19 protein-coding genes are annotated in these 21,210 nt (G+C 34.4%); 8 read left to right on the forward strand and 11 right to left on the reverse strand.

Features of this window, described 5'->3' with window-relative positions; all coding sequences use genetic code 11:
* Positions 1-145 precede the first annotated feature (145 nt).
* From IRZ80_RS11885 to holA, 4 genes are all read right to left on the reverse strand, one after another.
* Positions 146-1,942, reverse strand: a complete 1,797-nt coding sequence (locus tag IRZ80_RS11885; protein ID WP_194641783.1) for a cytochrome-c peroxidase — start codon at positions 1,940-1,942, stop codon at positions 146-148.
* A gap of 82 nt (positions 1,943-2,024) precedes the next feature.
* Complete coding sequence (locus IRZ80_RS11890) at positions 2,025-3,509, reverse strand: alkaline phosphatase PhoX (protein ID WP_194641784.1); 1,485 nt, start codon at positions 3,507-3,509, stop codon at positions 2,025-2,027.
* A gap of 246 nt (positions 3,510-3,755) precedes the next feature.
* Positions 3,756-3,938: a CAL67264 family membrane protein gene (locus tag IRZ80_RS11895; RefSeq protein WP_194641785.1), complete on the reverse strand. Its 183-nt coding sequence runs from the start codon at positions 3,936-3,938 to the stop codon at positions 3,756-3,758.
* A 50-nt stretch (positions 3,939-3,988) separates the two neighbouring features.
* Positions 3,989-4,993 carry a DNA polymerase III subunit delta gene (holA, locus tag IRZ80_RS11900; protein ID WP_194641786.1) on the reverse strand — a complete coding sequence of 335 codons (1,005 nt, stop codon included), beginning with the start codon at positions 4,991-4,993 and terminating at the stop codon, positions 3,989-3,991.
* 141 nt (positions 4,994-5,134) lie between these two features.
* Here holA and IRZ80_RS11905 point away from each other — a divergent pair, with 141 nt between their 5' ends.
* The 3 genes from IRZ80_RS11905 (at position 5,135) to IRZ80_RS11915 (ending at position 7,617) form a co-directional block, all read left to right on the forward strand.
* Entirely contained in the window at positions 5,135-5,590 is a 456-nt protein-coding gene (locus IRZ80_RS11905) for a type I restriction enzyme HsdR N-terminal domain-containing protein (RefSeq protein WP_194641787.1), read from the forward strand.
* Positions 5,591-5,701: 111 nt separating this feature from the next.
* Complete coding sequence (locus tag IRZ80_RS11910; RefSeq protein ID WP_194641788.1) at positions 5,702-6,694, forward strand: glycosyltransferase family 2 protein; 993 nt, start codon at positions 5,702-5,704, stop codon at positions 6,692-6,694.
* Between the two features lie 71 nt (positions 6,695-6,765).
* Entirely contained in the window at positions 6,766-7,617 is an 852-nt protein-coding gene (locus tag IRZ80_RS11915) for a flagellar motor protein MotB (RefSeq protein ID WP_194641789.1), read from the forward strand.
* A 106-nt stretch (positions 7,618-7,723) separates the two neighbouring features.
* Here the strand turns inward: IRZ80_RS11915 and IRZ80_RS11920 are convergent, their stop codons facing one another.
* The 3 genes from IRZ80_RS11920 to IRZ80_RS11930 form a co-directional block, all read right to left on the reverse strand.
* Positions 7,724-8,344, reverse strand: a complete 621-nt coding sequence (locus IRZ80_RS11920; protein WP_194641790.1) for an L-threonylcarbamoyladenylate synthase — start codon at positions 8,342-8,344, stop codon at positions 7,724-7,726.
* Between the two features lie 90 nt (positions 8,345-8,434).
* On the reverse strand, positions 8,435-10,771 hold the full coding sequence (locus IRZ80_RS11925) for an ATP-dependent helicase (RefSeq protein WP_194641791.1): 2,337 nt from the start codon (positions 10,769-10,771) through the stop codon (positions 8,435-8,437).
* Between the two features lie 286 nt (positions 10,772-11,057).
* Complete coding sequence (locus tag IRZ80_RS11930) at positions 11,058-11,342, reverse strand: DUF1801 domain-containing protein (protein WP_194641792.1); 285 nt, start codon at positions 11,340-11,342, stop codon at positions 11,058-11,060.
* Positions 11,343-11,798: 456 nt separating this feature from the next.
* On the opposite strand from IRZ80_RS11930, the gene IRZ80_RS11935 reads away from it, so the two are divergent.
* Both IRZ80_RS11935 and IRZ80_RS11940 read left to right on the forward strand, forming a co-directional pair.
* A complete protein-coding gene (locus IRZ80_RS11935; protein ID WP_194641793.1) occupies positions 11,799-12,281 on the forward strand; it encodes a hypothetical protein in 483 nt (160 codons plus the stop codon).
* A 197-nt stretch (positions 12,282-12,478) separates the two neighbouring features.
* Complete coding sequence (locus tag IRZ80_RS11940) at positions 12,479-13,168, forward strand: HNH endonuclease signature motif containing protein (protein ID WP_228520890.1); 690 nt, start codon at positions 12,479-12,481, stop codon at positions 13,166-13,168.
* 39 nt (positions 13,169-13,207) lie between these two features.
* Here IRZ80_RS11940 and IRZ80_RS11945 read toward each other — a convergent pair whose 3' ends face one another.
* Complete coding sequence (locus tag IRZ80_RS11945; RefSeq protein ID WP_194641795.1) at positions 13,208-13,975, reverse strand: sulfite exporter TauE/SafE family protein; 768 nt, start codon at positions 13,973-13,975, stop codon at positions 13,208-13,210.
* A 131-nt stretch (positions 13,976-14,106) separates the two neighbouring features.
* Here IRZ80_RS11945 and IRZ80_RS11950 point away from each other — a divergent pair, with 131 nt between their 5' ends.
* Positions 14,107-14,628, forward strand: coding sequence for a hypothetical protein (locus IRZ80_RS11950; protein ID WP_194641796.1), 522 nt, complete (start codon positions 14,107-14,109; stop codon positions 14,626-14,628).
* A gap of 80 nt (positions 14,629-14,708) precedes the next feature.
* On the opposite strand, the gene IRZ80_RS11955 is transcribed toward IRZ80_RS11950, so the two are convergent.
* The gene (locus IRZ80_RS11955; protein WP_194641797.1) at positions 14,709-16,772 is read right to left on the reverse strand and encodes a M1 family metallopeptidase; all 2,064 of its coding nucleotides are present in this window, start codon (positions 16,770-16,772) and stop codon (positions 14,709-14,711) included.
* Between the two features lie 103 nt (positions 16,773-16,875).
* Here IRZ80_RS11955 and IRZ80_RS11960 point away from each other — a divergent pair, with 103 nt between their 5' ends.
* Positions 16,876-17,607, forward strand: a complete 732-nt coding sequence (locus IRZ80_RS11960) for a diphthine--ammonia ligase (RefSeq protein ID WP_194641798.1) — start codon at positions 16,876-16,878, stop codon at positions 17,605-17,607.
* Between the two features lie 153 nt (positions 17,608-17,760).
* Here the strand turns inward: IRZ80_RS11960 and IRZ80_RS11965 are convergent, their stop codons facing one another.
* Together IRZ80_RS11965 and IRZ80_RS11970 are read right to left on the reverse strand one after the other, a co-directional pair.
* Positions 17,761-18,201, reverse strand: a complete 441-nt coding sequence (locus IRZ80_RS11965; RefSeq protein WP_194641799.1) for a hypothetical protein — start codon at positions 18,199-18,201, stop codon at positions 17,761-17,763.
* Positions 18,202-18,285: 84 nt separating this feature from the next.
* A complete protein-coding gene (locus IRZ80_RS11970; protein ID WP_194641800.1) occupies positions 18,286-18,831 on the reverse strand; it encodes a DUF1697 domain-containing protein in 546 nt (181 codons plus the stop codon).
* Positions 18,832-19,051: 220 nt separating this feature from the next.
* Between IRZ80_RS11970 and recG the strand changes: the two genes are divergently transcribed.
* A complete protein-coding gene (recG, locus tag IRZ80_RS11975; protein WP_194641801.1) occupies positions 19,052-21,160 on the forward strand; it encodes an ATP-dependent DNA helicase RecG in 2,109 nt (702 codons plus the stop codon).
* Positions 21,161-21,210: the final 50 nt, after the last annotated feature.

Genomic DNA, 21,210 nt, shown 5'->3' on the forward strand with positions numbered 1-21,210 from the left:
TAACATTATTGGAGAGATAATAAAAAGTCTAAAGTCCAAAGTCATAAAGTTTATAAAGCAGGAAAACACATACTGTGGGTCAGCTTATTTCTTTTGTTTCTCTCGAATGTTGAATCAAAAAAAACAGTTTAGCATATTAACTCTTTTAGTGTTTATCTGTCAAGGTTTTCATAAACGAAACCAATGCTTTTGCTTCTTTTGGTGTTAACTCTAATTTATCAGAAGGCAATGTTTGATTTTTAACCGAAATTCCTAATCCAGCTCCTCCGCCTTTATTGTAAAAATCAATAACTTCTTCCAGGGTGGAAAACACACCATTATGCATATACGGTGCGGTTATACCGACATTTCGCAGTGATGGGGTTTTGAAGGCGTTTTTTAATTGAGGCATTTCGTATTGCAGATATCTTCCCAAATCCGGACTGATTTTTTTTCCGTTTTTATCTGAAGGTGTTCCTATTACTTCCTGTTCTGTTTTTTGATAACTCGGAGGTACAGTGCCATTAAACAAAGGGATAAAATGACAGGTTGCACATTTTGCTTTTCCTGCAAAAATGTTAAATCCAAGTTTTTCTTCGGCCGTAAAATCATTTGAATCTCCCCTCATATACTCGTCAAATCGACTGTCGAATGCGTTTAAGGAACGGATGTAGCTGGCCAATGAATTTTGTACCTGCCATTCTTCTATTTTCTTTGAATCTGGAAATGCTTTCTTGAATAGCTTTTGGTATTCCTTGTCTTTATTTAAAATCTGAATTGCATTGGCAACATTTCCATGCATTTCATCTTTATTAGTAATTACATCAAGACTTTGTTTTTCCAAATCGAGCTGGCGCATATCCCAAAACTGTGCATTCTGCAGTGAAGCATAAGTCAGCGTAGGTGTATTTCTGCTCAAGTTGCCGCCTTTTAAGGATTGGTTTGTTTTCAATCCATCGGTAAATGCTTTTTCTGGAATATGACAAGAGGAACAGCTTCGGGTTTTATTATTAGAAAAGGAAGTTTCATAAAATAATTTTTTGCCTAATTCGGCTTTTTCTTTAGAGTATTGATATTCTTTTGAAGGAATAAAAGCATTCACATCAAAAGCATCTTTTTCGAAAATAGTCGCTGAATATGGATTTACAACAGTATTTCTGCTTGTCTTTTCTATTTTATTTATTTTTTGAAAAGCGACCAGCTTTTTGCTGATTGGGTTTAAAAAGCTTTTAATAAAATGAGTTCTGTCAAATGTTTTAAAATCAGTATTAGAATCACAATAATTTGCTGCTTGGTTAATTAAAGCTTTAATTTCCTTTTGACATTGAACGGATTCAGAACTTTTAAAATCCATTTTCGAAATTAAATTTCCTATTGAACCCAAACTGTTTTTTGCTTCTGGTATGGATTGAAAAGCTATTGGCGAATCGAATCCTGTTATTCCCAAAGCAAGAATTCTGTTAAGCTCCATTTTTGAAGCGTCCAGAATGTGTGCGTTTGAAATCGTAATAACACTCAAATGTTCTTTTATTTGTTTCAGGTTACCGCTCAATATTTTGGTTGTTCTAACTAATTCTTCTTTGTTTTTAATATCGTAATTCGGAAACATAATTTCTTCCATCACTTGGAAACCATTTGGCGGAATAAAAGTATTTTCGGCAACTTCCAACTCATCCAAAGCGGGGCCATTTATGAATCGTGCCGGATCGGGAGTAAAATATTCAACTGCCCATTCAATCTTTTTGTAGGATAATCGTGTGGAATTAAAAGCTTTCTGAATTTTTTTTTCGTCATTGCTTTCTTCTATTGTTTTTTCAAGTTCGATCACTTTTTGATTTAATTTTTCAATATCTGAGATTAATTCCTGTTGAATTGTTATCTCGCTATATTTTTTTTCACATCCAGATAATAGTATTACTAGCGCTAGATTCAGGGCAATTATTATTTTATTAGTAAAATTCATTTTAAGTAATCTCTTTTTAGGTAAATAAAACAAAAAACAACCCTGTAAAAAGGGCTGTTCTTTATGTATCCATTTCAAAAAATTATTTTTGAACATTTCTTATAATTACGGTTTGTCCGCCTTCCATATTGGTATTCACCTTACTTCCATCGGCATATTTGAAAGCTTCTTTTTGCCAAGTATGAGGATGAATATTCACAAGAAATGTATTTGGAACTCCAATAACATCTGAGATATCCTGCATAGCTCCGTATTCCCAGCTTCCTAATCTTAAGTCATTTATTGGATTATAAGTCGTATTCCAAGCCACATCGTCACGTTTATGATTCATTGTCAGCCAAGGTTTGTTGGTTTTTGCAGCAATGTTATACTGCCAGATATAAGAATCGTGTTTTGCAGCAGTATAATAAGAATCCCCATCTTCTTGGATGTAAACATAATTTTCAGTTACACAAAGGTTATCCGGATTGATAATTCCTGTACCTGGAGTTGAATCTCCTTCAACAATCAATTCCAATTTACCGGCTAATGGATTAGTATCATTTAATACTAATTTGTAAACTCTTCCCCACATCGTGTATCCACTTACAGGATTGGCTTTATCAGGAGATTGCCCTGTTGCTGTAAAATAGATTTCACGATTGTTTTTTGCAGATCCTTTTCTGTAATCAACATCTTCTACTCTTGAAAAACGGATAGCTCCTAAATTATTTACAGTTGTATTGATTTCTGCTCCAGTGATGTTTTTAGCATTTGGAATTTCAACAAATGACACGTCAAAAGAGTTTCCAATAGTCATTGAAGTTTCTACCTGATTTCCGTCATTTCTTTTCAAGGCATATAATTTGCCATTAGTCAAATCTCCAACAGTATTGCTTACATACATAATTACCTGACCCGCACTAGCGTGAGAAGTTGCATAAGACTGATCTTCACCGATCAAAATAACTGTTTTTCCTTCATAAGCTTCTTTTGTAAGCGGAACGGCATTTTCCATATTCGCTTTTCCTAAAGCTGGTAAAACTCTGTCTTTTCTGCTTTTTTCACTTGATAAACCAAGTGGATCAATACCGTGAACCATACTCTCTTCACTGCTTTCTCCAGCTGTTAAAAACATTGGTCCAAATCCGTTGATTGCTGGCGTAGCTAATGTTGCAGAACATAATCTGGTCATGCCTCCAATTCCGTCAACAATGTATTCTCCTTTGACAGCTTTTAATGTTTTATCGAAATACACTCTTGAAACTGACTGCAGAATTTCGTGATTGGTAATCATCATATAGCCATCACTGTTAGGGTCTTTCATAAAACCGGCACCGTCAGGCTGTGCTCCGTAAACAAAACTAGGAGATCCAGGCAATACATCCGAACTGCTGATCATTGATGTGATTTTCAAGTTTTCAAAACCTTCTTTTGCTACAACTAAAGCTGGAACAGAAGAAGTGTTGTTAAAATCAATCGTCGAATTTACTGGTTTTGCATTGTCGTTATTATCATTTTGACAGCCTAAGACAGCTAAGCTTAATGCAGACAGTACTCCTGCTCTTTTTAGATAATTAAATTTCATAGTTTTTGTTTTTTTTGTTTTTGACAAAACTATACTGTTAAAATCGTGAAGAGGTTAATTGATATTATTGAAATGATGACCATTAGGTTAAGGCTGTTTAACCCAAATATTAAGAAGTTAATTTTTTGTTAATAAAAAAAAATGGGGTTATTACAAGTTTTGAAAAAGTTGAAATTATTGAATAAAAAAACGACCATTGCCGAAAAAAAGCAACAGTCGTTATTTATAAGAAGTTTAGAAAAATATTTATACTCGCCCTTTCAAGGCACTAAAAACCCATGCATTTGCTAGAAAACCTACTCCTACAGCTGCAAATCCCCAGCCTGCAACATCATTATATCGAAATATTCCTAATCCTATCAGTAATAATCCCATGAGTATCATTATGAGCGTAGCCCATCCTAAAATACTGTTTTTATTCATTCCCATAATTGTAGTGGTATTTGTTTTTAATGAAAGTAAATATCGGTATTTTAATACTAATTAAAAATTTTATAAAGCATTTCTTTTAACAAATCGGCCTGAGATAAACTGTTGACTCCTACTCCTTTACTTTTAACATCAATATCTCTTAGGGAAGCAACAATCTGGCTCACTTTCTTCATTGGGTAATTTTTGACTGCCACATCATAATCTTTTAGAAAAAATGGATTGACTCCTAATACGGAAGCTACATTTTTAGGGTTTTTATCTTTTAACCCATGGTATTTTAATAACTGGATAAAAAAACCAAAGACTAAGCCGGTTGTCATAACCAGTGGATTATCTTTTGGGTTTTGGGCAAAATTCTCAGCAATTTTATAGGCTTTCAGCTGGTCGCGCTCACCGATTGCTTTTCGCAGTTCAAACACATTATAGTCTTTGCTGAATCCTATATTTTCTTCTATATCCTTGGCAGTAATTGTACTTCCTGCGGGCAGTATAATCTGCAGTTTTTCAAGTTCGTTATTGATTTTACTTAAATCGGTTCCCAAAAACTCTACCAGCATGGCAGAAGCTTTGGGCTCAATGCTGTATTTTTTTCCTGCCAAAACACGTTTAATCCAATCCCCTACTTGATTTTCATACAGTTTTTTACTTTCATAAACGATTCCGTTTTTTGCTAAAAGTTTGGTAACTTTTTTTCGTTTATCCAGCGTTTTGTATTTGTAGCAAAACACCAAAACTGTTGAAGGCATAGGATTTTCAGCATAACTTTCAATTTTATCGATAGTTCTTGATAATTCCTGAGCTTCTTTAATAATTACTACCTGACGGTCGGCCATCATTGGATAACGTTTGGCAGTAGAAACCACATCGTCTATGCTTACATCTCTTCCGTATAAAACGGTTTGATTAAATCCTTTTTCTTCTTCAGCTAAAACATTTGTTTCAATATATTCAGATAATTTATCAATATAATAGGGCTCTTCTCCCATCAAAAAATAAATGGGTTTGATGTTTCCTGCTTTTATGTCGTTTACAATCTTTACAACTTCGTCCATAGAGATTTATGATTTTTGATTAACGATTTTTGATTTCTGATTTTAAAAAATCTATCTCCATTTTTTGCTTTTCTATGTTCTTTTATCGCGTCTATCATCTTTTCTCTTTTTTCTATTTTCAAAAAATTATACTTTTGCCTCATGCAAAAACTCAATTTTCCTTCTTATGTTTTTCGTTTCAAAAATAGCGAAAATAAAGTGTCTATTTTCGACGAAATTAGGAAAAAATTCATCATTCTCACGCCCGAAGAATGGGTTCGCCAGCATGTAGTCCGCTTTTTATTGGAACAAAAAAAATATCCAAAATCGCTTATTAATGTTGAAAAAGTTTTAATGGTCAACGGTTTGCGAAAGCGTTATGATGTCGTTGTTTTTAATCCAAACGGAACAATTTTTATATTGATCGAATGCAAAGCTCCCGAAGTAAAAATATCTCAGGCGGTTTTTGATCAGATTGCAAGATATAATATGACCATGGAAGCCCAATTTTTGATGGTGACCAATGGACTAAATCATTATTTTTGTCTGATGGATTTCGAAAATGAGAAATATGAGTTTTTGAAAGAACTGCCAAATTATAAGGATTTGGAAGTTTAGATTATTGGATTCTTAGACTTTATAGATTGTTAGAGTCTAAAATCGATAGCGCAATAATCTAACAATTTAACAATCTAAAAGTCTAAAAGTCTAAGAATCTAAGAAGTCTAAATGAAAATAGCCGTAGTTATACTCAATTGGAATGGTGTGAAATTATTAGAACAATTTTTACCTTCCGTAATTCAATATTCGCCTGAAGCAGCTGTTTATGTTGCAGATAATGCCTCAACAGATGAATCGGTAGCATTTGTAAAAAATAATTATCCTTCTGTAAAAATTGTACAGAATAAAACCAATAAGGGTTTTGCAGGCGGCTATAATGAAGCTTTGGGACATATTGATGCAGAAATTTATGCTTTGGTAAATTCGGATATAGAAGTGACTGAGAATTGGCTGCAGCCGATATTAGAGACTTTTGAAGCAGAACCCAAAACGGCAATTATTCAGCCAAAAATATTAGATTTCAAAAAGAAAGATTATTTTGAATATGCGGGTGCAGGCGGCGGTTTTATTGATAAGTTTGGTTATCCGTTCTGCAGAGGACGTATTTTTGATACTTTGGAAAAGGATAATGGGCAGTACAATGATAAGACAGATATATTTTGGGCATCTGGAGCCTGTTTTTTTATCAGAAGTTCAGTTTATAAAGAGTTAAAAGGTTTTGACGAAGATTTTTTTGCGCATCAGGAAGAAATTGATTTATGCTGGAGGGCTGTTAATAGAGGGTACGATATTAAATACAATTCAGGGGCAGTAGTTTACCATGTTGGAGGAGCTACTTTGAAACAGGCAAATCCGCAGAAAACGTTCTTGAATTTTAGAAATTCGCTGTTGATGTTAACAAAAAATCTTCCTCAAAAACAACTCTTTCAAGTAATTTTTATCAGAATGCTTTTAGACGGTGTGGCTGGAGTTAAATTTGTATTTTCAAGTCAATTTATTCATTGCTGGGCAGTTATACGAGCACATTTTTCTTTTTACAGGCTGTTTTTTAAAAATTATAAAAAAAGAGAAAAAAATCAGACTGAAATATACTTTAAAACGGAAAGCGTCGTTTATGGATATTATGTTAAGGGTGGCACGATTTTTGCTGACCTAATTTAACAATAATTTATATTTAAAATTAACTTTTAAAAACTAACTTTGTAAAACACGTTTAATTAAACATGAGATCTATGAAAAAAATAATGATTACACTATCCGCTTTAGCACTCCTTACATCTTGTGTGTCTAAAAAAGAATACGCAGCTCTGGAAGCTAAAAACAAGGAAACACAAGATTTATTAAATTCTTGTACTGTAAAATTAAATTCTTGTTTAGAAGAAAAAGCAGGTCTTAAAGCGACTGTAGATGGATTAAAAGAAACGAATCAGCATTTGATTTCTACTTCAAAAGACATGACGATTCTGTCAACTAAAGGTGCTGAAAATATTGAAAAAGCATTAGAATCTATCAAAGAAAAAGATTTGAAAATCAGCAGAATGCAGGACGCTTTGACTAAAAAAGACAGTGTTACGCTTGCAGTTGTTACCAGCTTAAAATCTGTAGTAGGACTGGATGATCAGGACATTGAAATCAATGTTGACAAAGGAGTGGTTTTCATCTCTATCTCTGATAAAATGCTTTTTAAAAGCGGTAGTTATGAAGTAAGCGACAAAGCAAAAGGAGTTTTGACTAAAGTTGCAAAAGTTGTAAACGACAAACCTGATTTTGAATGTATGGTTGAAGGCCACACTGATACTGATGTACTTAAAGGAAATGCCTGTTTAATTGATAACTGGGATTTGAGTGTAAAACGTTCTACTGCTATTATCCGTATTTTATCTAATGATTTAAAGGTTAATCCAGCTCAATTAATTGCAGCAGGCAGAAGTTCATACGTTCCTTTGGTTCCAAATGATTCTCCTGAAAATAAATCTAAAAACAGAAGAACACGTATCTACGTTATGCCAAAAATAGACCAGTTCTATGATATGGTTGAAAAAGAAATGAAAAAACAGCCAGGAGCAGCACCAGTTCAAAAATAAGGTAGTTATAATTCATAAAAAAAAACGCTTCGAGATTTTCGAAGCGTTTTTTTTATGTTTTAATTTTTTGGTTCAATATAATTTGATTCCTGATTTTAAATAAAAGTTATATAATATCAATATCGCCTTTTCCTTCTCTCACAACGATTGGTTCATCGCCTGATAAATCAATTATAGTTGAGCCGATATTATCTCCATAACCTCCATCAATAACCATATCAACCAAATTCTGCCATTTTTCAAAAATAAGTTCTGGATCTGTGGTGTATTCAATTACTTCATCTTCATCTCTAATAGACGTTGAAACAATTGGATTTCCTAATTGGCGTACAATTTCTAAGGCAATGGAATTATCGGGAATACGGATACCGACTGTGGTTTTCTTTTTAAATTCTTTTGGCAGGTTATTATTTCCCGGAAGGATAAAAGTGTATGGGCCGGGTAATGCTCTTTTAAGAATTTTAAAAGTTGAGGTATCTATTTGCTTTACATAATCAGACAAATTGCTTAAATCGTGGCAGATGAACGAGAAATTTGCTTTTTCCAGTTTCACTCCTTTTATTTTTGCTATTTTTTCAAGGGCGCGGGAATTAGTGATATCACAGCCTAAACCGTAAACGGTATCGGTTGGATAAATCACTAATCCTCCATCCTGAAGTACTTTTACCACTTTGGCAATAGCTGCTTCATTTGGTTTATCGGGATATATTTTTATTATTTGTGCCATGTCATTTTTGGTTTAGAACTTAAAAAAAGTTTAATAGCTTAAAAGTTTAACTGTTTAAATCTGTTCGGAATGAAAACTGAAATAATATTTTTATCCAATGATCTCCAATTTTGCAAAACGCAGCAATAATTTCTTTAATCCTCCTACTTCAAATTTAATTTCTGCTTTTTTATCAGCACCAACACCTTCCAGGTTGATTACCTGACCTTTCCCAAAGCGTTCGTGCATTACAACATTTCCAGGAACCAAAGTATTGTCAAATAAATTGGCACTTCCATTCGCAGGGCTGTTTCCAGAAACTGGTTTCAGTTTTCGGATATTAGCATCTGGTTTAGGCTGATTATCAGTAATGTGTTTTGGCGGTGTACTTCCTATTGGTTTTGCAAGACGCAATTTGGATTTATCCACATCTCCAAAAATATCGCTGTCAATCATTGGTTTAAAACGGTAATTGCTTTCTGCCGGCGTAAGATATTCCAAATATTGCGGGTCTATTTCTTCAATAAAGCGAGAAGGCTCGCTATCAGTTAATTTTCCCCAGCGGTAACGCGATTGCGAATAAGTTAAGTACGCCTGATGCTCCGCACGGGTCAAAGCTACATAAAACAATCGGCGTTCTTCTTCCAGTTCGCTTCGGGTACTCATACTCATGGCGCTAGGGAACAAATCTTCCTCCATTCCCACTACAAATACATGTGGAAATTCAAGACCTTTGGCCAAGTGAATCGTCATCAAAGCCACACGGTCTTCATCGCTGGTGTCTTTATCTAAATCGGTTGCAAGAGCTACATCTTCCATGAATTCAGATAATGAGCCGACAGCCCCGTCAACTTCTTTTTGGCCTTCGATGAAATCTTTAACACCATTCAGCAATTGTTCGATATTTTCAATTCGGGCCATTCCTTCAGGAGTAGCGTCTTTTTTTAATTCCTGAATTAATCCTGTTTTTTTCGCAACATGTTCTACAACATAAAAAGCATCCTGATTTTCATTAATCACCTGAAAACTCTGAATCATTGTAACAAAATCCAAAAGCTTCTGTTTGGTTCCTGAATTCAGTTTTAAATCAATCCGTTCAATGTTCTGCATTACTTCAAAAATTGAACGCTTATAATGATTGGCAGCAATTGTCAGTTTCTCAATAGTTGTATTCCCGATTCCTCTGGCCGGATAGTTGATTACACGGATTAAAGCTTCCTCATCTTTCGGGTTAAGGACTAATCTTAAATAACACAGCGCATCTTTAACTTCTTTTCTTTGATAAAAAGACAAACCTCCGTAAATACGATATGGAATATCTCTTTTTCGTAATGCATCTTCCATAGCTTTGGACTGCGCATTAGTACGGTATAGAATTGCAAAAGCACCATTGTTGAGCTGATGATTCATTTTTTGTTCCCAAATGGTAGCAGCAACAAAACGTCCCTCTTCATTATCGGTAATACTTCGGTGTACTTTGATTTTTGGACCAAAATCATTGGCGGTCCAAACCACTTTATCCAGTTTAACTTTGTTCTTATCGATAATAGTATTGGCTGCTTCCACGATATTTCTGGTCGAACGGTAATTTTGTTCCAGCCTAAAAGTTTTTACACCCTCATAATCTTTCTGGAAGTTCAAAATGTTATTGATATTTGCTCCGCGAAAAGCATAAATACTCTGCGCATCATCCCCTACTACACAAATATTCTGAAATTTATCAGACAAAGCACGCACAATCAAATATTGTGAATGGTTGGTATCCTGGTACTCATCCACCAATAAGTAGCGAAAACGGTTCTGGTACTTAGCCAAAACTTCTGGAAAACGAGTCAGCAGTTCATTGGTTTTTAATAACAGATCATCAAAATCCATTGCGCCCGATTTGAAACAGCGATCTACATAATGCTGATAAATTTCGCCCATTCTAGGTTTTTTGCTCATCGCATCCGCTTCCTGTAAATCGGGGTCATTGTAATAGGCTTTTACGGTAATCAAGCTGTTTTTAAAGTTTGAAATCCTGCCCAAAACCTGTTTTGGTTTGTATACATCACGATCCAGCTGCAACTCTTTAATAATACCCGAAATAGCACGCAGAGAATCCTGTGAATCATAAATTGTAAAGTTTGACGGATAACCTAAATGCTCCGCTTCGGAACGCAGGATTCGCGCAAAAACAGAGTGAAACGTTCCCATCCAAAGATTTTTGGCTTCGCTGGTTCCCACAATATCCGAGATACGTTTTTTCATTTCCCTCGCCGCCTTATTGGTAAAAGTAAGGGACAAAATATTGAAAGGGTCAATACCCTGATGCATCAAATAAGCAATTCTAATGGTGAGTACACGAGTTTTTCCGGAGCCTGCACCCGCAATAATAATCATAGGACCATCTTTTTGCAATACAGGTTCGCGCTGAGCTTCGTTAAGCTGTTCTATATATTTTTGCATGAAATAACTACTGTTTGATGCAAAAATAAGGATTTATGAATGAATAAACGAGCCTTAACATAATTCTGCTGACCAAAATCAGCAATCTGCGGTTTAAAATCATTTGGGCGTGACCACAATAGAGAAAGGGGCTGATTTATGAATGTCTTTATTCGCCCCTTTCTCTATTGCGGTCGGGCAGTCCGCGTTACTTCGGTAACCTGCTTCCGTCCCTCACGCGGGATACTGCAGATCCGGAGGATTTAACTTTAATTGAGAAAAATTAATATTGAAGAAACAAAAAATATCAATTCGGGTATAATTCCTTAATGCGTGAAATTGATTTTTGCACTAATTCACCCAATATCATAATATCAATATCATCTAATTTTTGAATGTACAAACATGCTTTACTGGTTTTATATTTTCCAAATTGCGAAAGCAGTATTCCTTTCTCTTCAAAATCAGAAGCGAGATAAATTGTAATAGCATTTTTTCTTGAAGCAAGTCCTGCAAGCGGTGCATTTCCCTCATAACCGCTTTCATATTTATAATTGTAAATACCAAATCCAACAATGCCAGTTCCCCACATTTTGGGAGCAAAACCAGATTGTCTGTTTAATAAACCACTACAGACTGAAAGTCTACAAGGTTGGATTGCGAAAATTGATAAAATTTTGCCACAGATTCATAGATAAAAAATGATTTTAAAATCTGTGAATCTGTGGCAAAAACTTTTTTAGAAGCTAAAGCGGGATGCACTGAAAGCGCATAGTTTTAAACTCTATTTGAGACCAATAAATCAATAATTAGTCCGCAGTCTTCCTATCTCTTTACATTACTTATGGAAGCTAAAAAATCGGCAACGCTATTTTCAGTTTCAACTGTTTTATTTTTGAACATATCGTTTTTTATAAAGTTCTAATGGTGGTATTTTGTAGAGACAATTATTAGCTAAATATAAGATATTAATTAGTATTAATCAGGCTATTTATTACTATATTAGCAATGGCTATTGCCGTAATTATTAACTAAAAAGTTTATTACTATGAAAAATCTAGGTTTGTTTTTTTTGCTGTTAACTTGTATTGGATTCCAAAGCTGTAAAAATGATAAAAACCCAAAAGAAGCTGAAGCGTCCAAAGCACATGCTGAAAAAATAATAAGCACAGCTTGCTATAAATCATTGTATGAAAACGATACAATTAATTTGACAGTCAATACACTGAAGAATGGAAAGATAAATGGTGACATGGTAATGAAAATCGAGAATATGCCAGACAAAATTGGTAAAATAATCGGAGAATTCCGTGGTGATACATTGTTTGCCGATTATTCGTTTATTCAGGGAACAAATGAAAAAGTAACATTCAAAAATCCGATGGCATTCTTAAAGCACGGAAGTGTACTGATTCTAGGCAGTGGAAAAATCGAAACATATCTAGGACGTTCTTATTTTGCAAAAGATGAACCTATCGATTTTGCAAAAGTGAAATATAAATTTTCAAAGGTAGACTGTGCTAATAAATAAGTTGGCGGTCAGCCTGAAAAAAAAAACAAAAAATGACAGATTTCGATTGGAAAAAAGAAATATTAATTTGGACAGACAAAAAAAGGAAAATTAAGCCTTTTCAAACTGATCTTATTGACTTTTTTGAAAAATCATTTATTAACACATCTCATCCGGAAAAATCACTTTTTGGGACAAACGATTACAGTATTTCATTATTGACAGGTGGTATTTTCTTTATTGCTTATACGAAAGTAGGCGTAATTTGGTTGCTCTTGGACAAACAATTTACAGATATTCCAAACTCACAAAGTAGAATTGTTAAATCAACGAAGAATTTTTCAGAACCTCTTTTTTGGTTAGAAACAGAGGACTATAATAATATACAAATTTTAATAAACAGAGCTGAAATTTGGGAAAGTTTTAAAAATGCAACTGACAGGATTTTCGAAAATAAAATAGTAACTGCACACAAAGACCATATTGCTAAAAACAAAATTTTACTTTCAGATTTTTTTGGAATAGAAAAACACTTTATTCCTTTAAAATCGGCTTATGAAATTGAAACTGAATTTCAAGAAAAAGTTAAAAAAGCTAATGAAGTATCAAAAAAGAAAAGACAAGAAATATTAGCTAAATCTAATCCGAAACCAACAAAAACAGTTGTAACACAAACAGTATTTAATCGAAATCAATATGTAATTGTAGAAGTTTTAGAAAGAGCAAAAGGAGTTTGCGAAAAATGCAATAAAAACGCTCCGTTTTTAAAAGACTCTGACAATTTACCATATTTAGAAGTACATCACATTAAACCATTAGCTGAAGATGGAGAAGATACTGTTGAAAACACAATCGCACTTTGTCCAAACTGCCATAGAAAAGCACATTATGGAAAGACATCGCACTAAAAAAAGCCTTAACTTAACCCCCAAAAAGGTAATCTTTGATTATTTGAAAAAGACATCGTAGGCAAAGCGTATAAGTGTACCGATTACAACTGCCAAAAAGAAGATTCGGATAAATTTATTTCCTCTGTTAATGGCTAGTTTGGCACCCAGCCACCCACCTATCGCATTGCTGGCTGCCATGGGCAAGGCAATTGCCCAAATAATTTTTCCTTTGAGAAAAAATAAGCAGATAGAACCAAAATTGGTTGCCAGATTGACCATTTTGGCATTGGCAGAAGCGTGCAGAAAGTCAAATCCCATTATGGCGATGAAAGCAACAACAAGAAAGCTTCCCGTGCCGGGACCTATAAAACCGTCATAAAATCCAACTATGAAACTGATTCCTACTGCATTAAGAATTTGAGTCTTTGCCGAAATATTTCTGACCTGATACTGTCCAAAATTTTTCTTGGCATAGGTGTAAATAGCTAATAATGATAAGACTGCAAGTAATAGCGGCTTCATAAAATCATTACTCACATAAGTTAAGACTGTTGATCCCAAAAACGCTGCCGGAAATGCCAAAAGCATCATGATTATCAAAATCTTTTTATCGAGAGTAACTTTTTTTAAATACTGGTAAGCTGCAAATGAAGTTCCGCTGAAAGCTGGTATTTTTAAGGTTCCTATTATTGTTGATACCGGCAGATTAGGCAGAAGAATTAGACCTGCAGGTGTTTGTATAAGCCCGCCTCCGCCTACAATGGCATCAATAAATCCCGCAAAAAAAGCTGCTAAGCAAAGTAATACGATAATGTAGGTTTCCATTGATTTTTTATATTTTTTTATTCTAGTTTTTGAACTTGCAAAAATACTATTCCGCTTTTTATTATTGCGAAAATTTGCCTTTGATTTAGTTTCAAAAAGATTATTTTTGCTCTTTTTAAAACGAAAACAAAATGGATTTATCAAAAATGATCGAATTGCTTAGCTATACCCTGCCTGCCATTATCACTGGGGCGGTTGCCTATTACTTTTTTAATTTACATACAAAAAACGAGGAAGGAAGGCGCCGTTATTTATTAATGAAAGAAGGTCAGAAAAACTCCATGCCACTGCGTTTGCAGGCATATGAGCGTATGACTTTGTTTCTGGAACGCATCAGTCTTTCTAATTTATTGATTAGAATTTCGCCAATTTCTGCTGATAAAACTGATTACGCCAATTTTATTATAGCACAGATTGACCAAGAATTTGAACACAATCTGGCACAGCAGATCTATATGACAGATGAATGCTGGACGATTATAACAACTGCAAAAAATGCTACTATTCAGATGATTCGAAAAGGAGCTTTGAGTGAAGCTGTTACTAATGCGGATCAATTGAGAGAAGCACTATTAAATGATTTACTGGACAAACAGACTCCTAGTAATGCCGCTTTGGGGTATATTAAAAAAGAAGTGAGCCAGATGTGGTAGTTTTTGAATTTATAAGATTCTGAGAAGCTAAGTTGCTAAGATTTTGGTCTTAGAGACTTAGCTCTTTTTATTTTCATTTGCTATTCTTTGAGTAATCTATTCAATTGGAATTGTTCTTTTTCATTTAAATCAGGCAAGAGGGTCTGAAAAGCACCTCTGATTTCAGTGTTTTTTAATAATAATCGAATATTGTCTCTTCCAAATTTAGAAAATTGCCACATATGATGCGTGGTGGCATTCACTAAATTTTTTAAAATTTCTTCATTAATAATTTTGAAATTCAATAAGTATTCTAAAGCATTTTGTCTGGTTGTGGCTTCATATTTAGTTGAAGAATAATTTACTAATTCTTGAATACAGGTTTCTTTATTGGCATCATATTCTGGAGTAGAAACAGCCAAAGACAGCCATAGAATCCTTAAATTAAAATCGTTAAATCCTATCCAGTCTTTTGTTTTTGATAAATATTCGACTCTTTTGTCAGGAAAATTATTCCATAAATTAAACAGTGCCAATTCTTGAGTCTGGTACGATTTATCATCAAGCAATGTTTCATAATCAGTTCTGAACTCTTCTGGTATTTTTTGAAGTGTACTTGCCACTGCCTGTCTTATCTGTACGTTTTGGGTTTGCAGCGCCAATCGCAGCAGCTGTTTTTTATCTTCAAACTTCTCTTTGAAAAGCTGCCCGACAATTGCTTCTTTCACACTATGATATACATCAGATTTCAATGTTTTTTCGAAGAAATCATACTTTTCTATGATGGGTTTGCTTCTAAGTTTGTTTACTTCCAGCACAATTTTCATCGCGTTATTTTTAGCTAATAACTCATTAGCAATGGTACTGTTGAAATCAGATGATTCCAGCCATACTTTGCTAAAATTTATCAAATCATAGTTTGATACTTTTTTGATTTCATTAAAGAAATCTTGAGTTGTCACGTTTTGACAGGAATATTTCAGAATATAATTCTTTACTGCTTTTTTAAAAGCTTTCTCGCCTATTGCTTCGCGTAAAACATGCAGTGCCCAAGCTCCCTTTTGGTAAAAAGACAACGAACTCGCTTTAGGATTCAGCACCGGAATGGTATCGGTTTTGGAGGCTTGTTTTAATTGTAGTGATGACTCATATAACTTGGAATAAAAATAATCATCTCCATAGATTGATCGTTCTGCCAATAAAGCATAATAGGTTGCAAATCCTTCCTGAAGCCAATGATCTTTTCCGCTTTTGGCAGTAACTAAATCACCAAACCATTGATGTGCGAGTTCATGTGCATTGACATTAGTATAACTTCGGTCTTCAAAACCAATACTGTCTACTACGTATCGGGTTGCAAATAATGTTGAACTCGTATTTTCCATGCCAGCATACAGAAACTCTGAAACTGGAATTTGTCGATAGATTTTCCAAGGATACTTCACTCCTATTTCGTTTTCCAGAAAGTCAAATATTTCTTTGGAATAGCGGTAGGTTGGTTCTTGTCTGCTTATGTCTTTTGGATCAAGATACAATTCTAATGGAACTCCAGATTTTGCTTTCAGTGTGTTTTTTTCATATTTACCAATGGCTAGCATTAGTAAATAAGAACTCATTGGTTTTTGCATTTGGTATTTCCAATGTGTACTATTATTAGCTGTTTGGATGCTTTTTAAAATACCATTCGACACAACTTGATATTTTGAATCAAAAGCAATTTCCATATTAAAAATTACTTTTTCATTGACATCATCAAAGCTCGGAAACCAATGACTGGTATATTTTCCTTGTCCCTGCGTCCAAATCTGTAAATTATCTGTTGCTTCGGAACCTGTAAAATACATCGTTTGCTTTGGTTTTGCATCGTATGAAAACTGAACGAAATTTTTGCCTTTTTGGAACGGGTAAATCAAGAGCAGTTCTTTTCCGTTAGTTGTAAATGTAATGCTATGATGATTCAGTTCTACTCCCGAAAAAGTCATGTTCTGCGCATCAATTTTGATGGTATCAATAGGCTTTAATACTTCAAAAGTATAGGTTATAGTACCAGAAATACTTTTACTGTCTGGATTAATGGAAATGCTGCCATCAGCGGTTTTAAAATCTACCGATTTGGTTTGCTGTGCGAATGTAAATGCAGATAAAAACAGGAAAAGGTATTTCATTAAAATAAATTTGATGCTTAAGTTATCCAAAGTTACAAAGGTTTAAGAAACAAATCGGACATAAGTTGTAAGTTTACTTCCGAAATAAACCAATACAAGAACATTGAAAAAGAAAGCCCTATTTAATTGGAGCAGCGGAAAAGATTCTGCTTTAGCATTATACAAAACACTGCAAAATGATCAATACGAAATCAGTTGTTTATTAACCAGTGTCAATCAGCAGTTTCAGCGTATTTCGATGCATGGCGTTCGGGTTGAATTACTGAAATTACAAGCCGAGAGCATTGGATTACCGCTCGTAATTATGCAGATTCCAGAAATGCCAACGATGGAAGTATACGAAGCAGTAATGGAGACAACTCTTTCTAAATTGAAAGAACAAGGTGTTACTCACTCTATTTTTGGAGATATTTTTCTGGAAGATCTGCGTAAATACAGAGAAGATAAATTAGCTGAAATAGGTTTTGAAGGTGTGTTCCCGCTTTGGAAAATTCCAACTTCAGATTTAATTCAGGAATTTATTGCATTGGGATTCAAAACGATTGTGGTTTGTGTTAACGAACGATTTTTGGACAAAAGTTTTGTAGGCCGTGTAATTGATCAGGATTTTATCAATGATTTACCCGAAAATGTTGATGTTTGCGGTGAAAACGGGGAATTTCATACTTTTACTTTTGATGGACCAATTTTCAGTAAACCGATCGAATTTGAAGTTGGCGAAGTAGTTTACCGCAAATATGAAAAGTCAAAAGAAGAAGATTCCTCCGATACTGCTTGTGATACTTCAGCATCGGACGCTTTTGATTACGGATTTTGGTATTGTGATTTGGTTTAAATATCTCAAATCAAAATAGAATTTATTAGAAAAAGAAATGAAAAAAAGAGAACAATAAAGTCAATAAACTTTAGAGTTCTCTTTTCGAGTGTTTCATAATTGAAAATTAACCAAATGTTCAAATTATAAACAAAATGCTGATATAAGTATTAATTAGTATATTATAATCTTTTGATAATCTAATCCAGGGCCATCGCATATTCTCCATGTACTTGACAGAGTATTTTTATCAGAAAAATGAAGTTCTTCTTTTAAATTGCCATAACAGCTTCCGATAATTTCGCTGGAAGCTGAATATGTTAATTCTAAATACGTTCCTTCTTGAATATTTTTAACAATATATGTTCCTGCTGCCGTTGTCTGAACAGTATTTCTATTTCTAATTTTGGTAAATGTACCGTTATCGCTAAATACATAGAATTCTTGGTATTCCATTGCATTTCCGGTAGTTTCGGAATTAAACACAGTACCAGACATTTTTATCAATGTCCATTTACCAAGATAACTATCAGCTGTATTTGTGTTTTCATCATTATCTTTTGAACATGAAGTAAAAAAGAAAAACAAAGTAACTGCGATTATAAACTGTTTCATTTTTTTGGTTTTTTGCGTTACTTAATAGATTTACTTTTTTATAAATAGTTGCGTTCGATTGCAATTTTTTTTTTAAAGATAAATTTATCTTTCCTCATACAGTTTAAGCAATTGTGTGACAGTATTCCAATTTCTTATTGTAGCGGTTACATTTAGTTTTTTTTCGATGTATTTTTGGTCGAATCTGGTTTTTCCAGCACCTACGGCGTATTTAATGTAGATTCTGCTTTCATCTATGTGCGCTTCATCCGGTTTTACCTGACTCATCTTTAAGTCATTTATATGGTCGTTTCGCAGAGCAATGGAAACAAAAGCGACATAGAGTTTTTTTATATCTGCCTCTTTTTCTGTCAGGAAACGATTGTTTTTAAAACAGTTTTCTAAATCTGTTTTACTAATCACTACTACAGGTACTTCATGTCCAAAAGTTTTGAAAATTTCCTGCTTGATTTTGAAACCGACAGCTGCTCCGTTTTCTTCATCGGTATCCACAAAAACATTTCCGGATTGAATATAAGTCTGTACATTTTGAAAACCAATGTTTTCCAAAGCTGTTTTCAGAGCGTCCATTTTTATCAGGTTATGGCCTGATACGTTGATGCCACGAAGGAGTGCGAGATGGGTTGTCATTTTATTATTTTTTTCAAAGCTATAATTTTATAGTACAATTTCCTAAACAAACCCATTTCCAAATTTCCCAACAAAAAACTATCTTCGCTTTCTTAAAAAGAGAAAAGAAAATAGAATAAAGAAAATAGACCTAAAAACATGAAATTCAAATTCGGAAAATCTATTTTCTATATTCTTTACTCTATTTTCTAAAAATCTAAAATCTGCAATCTAAAATCAAATGTCCAATAATCTCCTAGAAACTCCCATAGAATACCTCAAAGGCGTTGGTCCCACTCGTGGCGCGCTTCTGCGTAAGGAATTGGGAATTTTCAAATATGGTGATTTGGTCAATTTTTTTCCGAATCGTTATATTGACCGAACTCGTTATTATAAGATTAATGAACTGCAGAATAATATTGCTGAAGTGCAGATTATTGGTAAAATCATTAATATTAAAACAGTTGAATTTGGTAAAAACCAAAAGCGATTGGTTGCCACATTCGTGGATGATACAGGGCAAATGGAGCTCAATTGGTTTCAGGGGCAGAAATGGATTAAAGAAAGTTTAAAGCTCAATGAAGTCTGTGTTATTTTTGGAAAATGCTCCCAATACGGCAGTAATTACAGCATGGCTCATCCCGAAATTGAACTATTAAGCGAACACCAAAAATGTCTCCGTTCGGCGATGCAGCCCGTTTATCCATCGACTGAAACACTGGCGAACCGAGGCATTACAAATCGGGTGGTGAATAAAATGATGCAGCAGCTGTTTATGGAAACTCAGGCTTTGTTCAGCGAAACTTTGCCCTCTTATCTGACAAATGAATTAAATCTGATTCCTAAAAATGCGGCTTTATTCAACATCCATTTTCCAAAAAGTGATGCGATTTTGGCGAAAGCTCAATTCCGTTTAAAATTTGAGGAACTGTTCTTTATTCAGCTGCAGCTGATAACGAAGAATCTAATTCAGAAGCATAAAATAAAAGGGCATCCTTTTTCGAAAGTGGGTGAATTTTTTAATGAATTTTATCAAAATCATCTTCCTTTCGAATTGACAAACGCACAAAAAAGGGTAATAAAAGAAATCCGTACCGACATGGGCAGCAATGCTCAAATGAACCGATTGCTGCAGGGAGATGTGGGTTCTGGAAAAACTATTGTTGCCTTTATGAGTATGCTGCTGGCAATGGATAACAGTTTTCAGGCCTGCTTGATGGCACCGACTGAGATATTGGCCAATCAGCATTTTATAGGTTTGTCTGAATTAGCAAAATCGTTAAATATTAATATAAAGATACTTACTGGTTCTACCAAAATTGCAGCAAGACGTATTATCCACGAAGAACTAGAAAACGGAACTTTGCAGATACTTATCGGCACGCACGCCTTATTGGAAGACAAAGTAAAATTCCAAAATTTGGGTTTGGCAGTAATTGACGAACAACATCGTTTTGGTGTAGAACAGCGATCCAAGCTGTGGAAGAAAAATACAATACCGCCTCATATTTTGGTAATGACAGCCACCCCTATTCCGCGAACTCTGGCGATGAGTTTATATGGTGATTTGGATATTTCAGTTATAGACGAACTGCCTCCAGGTAGAAAACCTATTCAGACCGTACATCGTTTTGATTCTAATCGATTGAAAGTCTGGAAATTTATTCGGGATGAAATTGCCAAAGGACGTCAAATATACATCGTTTATCCGCTGATTCAAGAGTCCGAAAAAATGGATTATAAGGATTTGATGGATGGTTATGAAAGTATTGCTCGTGATTTTCCGCTGCCTCAGTATTCTGTCTCGATTCTTCACGGAAAAATGAAAGCTGCCGACAAAGACGAAGAAATGAAACGCTTTTCTGAAGGAAAAACCAATATTATGGTTGCTACAACGGTTATAGAAGTCGGTGTAAATGTACCGAATGCAAGCGTGATGATTATTGAGAGTGCCGAACGTTTCGGATTATCGCAATTGCATCAGCTGCGCGGGCGTGTCGGTCGTGGTGCCGATCAGAGTTATTGCATTTTGATGACATCGTTCAAATTATCCAGCGACAGTAAAACTCGTATGGAAACAATGGTTAATACTAATGACGGTTTTGAAATTGCCGAAGTGGATCTCAAACTCCGCGGTCCTGGTGATTTGATGGGAACTCAGCAAAGTGGTGTACTTAATCTTCAAATTGCTGATATTGTGAAAGACAAAGAGATTTTGCTTTTGGCACGAAACTATGCAATAAAAATCCTTAAGGATGACGCTCCTTTGCAAAAACCTGAAAACGCTATCTTGAAAGCTGTTTTTATTGAATTGACCAAAAAGAAGAATATTTGGAATTACATTAGTTAAGTTGTTAAGTTTCTGAGATACTAAGTTACTGAGACACCAATAGAAAGTAA

It is taken from the genome of Flavobacterium sp. HJJ (assembly GCF_015351475.1).
GTDB lineage: Bacteria > Bacteroidota > Bacteroidia > Flavobacteriales > Flavobacteriaceae > Flavobacterium > Flavobacterium marginilacus.

Excerpts from the sequence above, each read along its gene's own strand:
- IRZ80_RS11935 (WP_194641793.1), top strand. The coding sequence starts at position 11,799 with ATGAAAAATCTAGGTTTGTTTTTTTTGCTGTTAACTTGTATTGGATTC.
- IRZ80_RS11920 (WP_194641790.1), bottom strand. The coding sequence starts at position 8,344 with ATGGCACAAATAATAAAAATATATCCCGATAAACCAAATGAAGCAGCT.
- IRZ80_RS11910 (WP_194641788.1), top strand. The coding sequence starts at position 5,702 with ATGAAAATAGCCGTAGTTATACTCAATTGGAATGGTGTGAAATTATTA.
- IRZ80_RS11950 (WP_194641796.1), top strand. The coding sequence starts at position 14,107 with ATGGATTTATCAAAAATGATCGAATTGCTTAGCTATACCCTGCCTGCC.
- recG (WP_194641801.1), top strand. The coding sequence starts at position 19,052 with ATGTCCAATAATCTCCTAGAAACTCCCATAGAATACCTCAAAGGCGTT.
- IRZ80_RS11895 (WP_194641785.1), bottom strand. The coding sequence starts at position 3,938 with ATGGGAATGAATAAAAACAGTATTTTAGGATGGGCTACGCTCATAATG.
- holA (WP_194641786.1), bottom strand. The coding sequence starts at position 4,993 with ATGGACGAAGTTGTAAAGATTGTAAACGACATAAAAGCAGGAAACATC.
- IRZ80_RS11970 (WP_194641800.1), bottom strand. The coding sequence starts at position 18,831 with ATGACAACCCATCTCGCACTCCTTCGTGGCATCAACGTATCAGGCCAT.
- IRZ80_RS11930 (WP_194641792.1), bottom strand. The coding sequence starts at position 11,342 with ATGTGGGGAACTGGCATTGTTGGATTTGGTATTTACAATTATAAATAT.
- IRZ80_RS11955 (WP_194641797.1), bottom strand. The coding sequence starts at position 16,772 with ATGAAATACCTTTTCCTGTTTTTATCTGCATTTACATTCGCACAGCAA.
- IRZ80_RS11925 (WP_194641791.1), bottom strand. The coding sequence starts at position 10,771 with ATGCAAAAATATATAGAACAGCTTAACGAAGCTCAGCGCGAACCTGTA.
- IRZ80_RS11965 (WP_194641799.1), bottom strand. The coding sequence starts at position 18,201 with ATGAAACAGTTTATAATCGCAGTTACTTTGTTTTTCTTTTTTACTTCA.
- IRZ80_RS11885 (WP_194641783.1), bottom strand. The coding sequence starts at position 1,942 with ATGAATTTTACTAATAAAATAATAATTGCCCTGAATCTAGCGCTAGTA.
- IRZ80_RS11905 (WP_194641787.1), top strand. The coding sequence starts at position 5,135 with ATGCAAAAACTCAATTTTCCTTCTTATGTTTTTCGTTTCAAAAATAGC.
- IRZ80_RS11915 (WP_194641789.1), top strand. The coding sequence starts at position 6,766 with ATGAAAAAAATAATGATTACACTATCCGCTTTAGCACTCCTTACATCT.
- IRZ80_RS11945 (WP_194641795.1), bottom strand. The coding sequence starts at position 13,975 with ATGGAAACCTACATTATCGTATTACTTTGCTTAGCAGCTTTTTTTGCG.
- IRZ80_RS11890 (WP_194641784.1), bottom strand. The coding sequence starts at position 3,509 with ATGAAATTTAATTATCTAAAAAGAGCAGGAGTACTGTCTGCATTAAGC.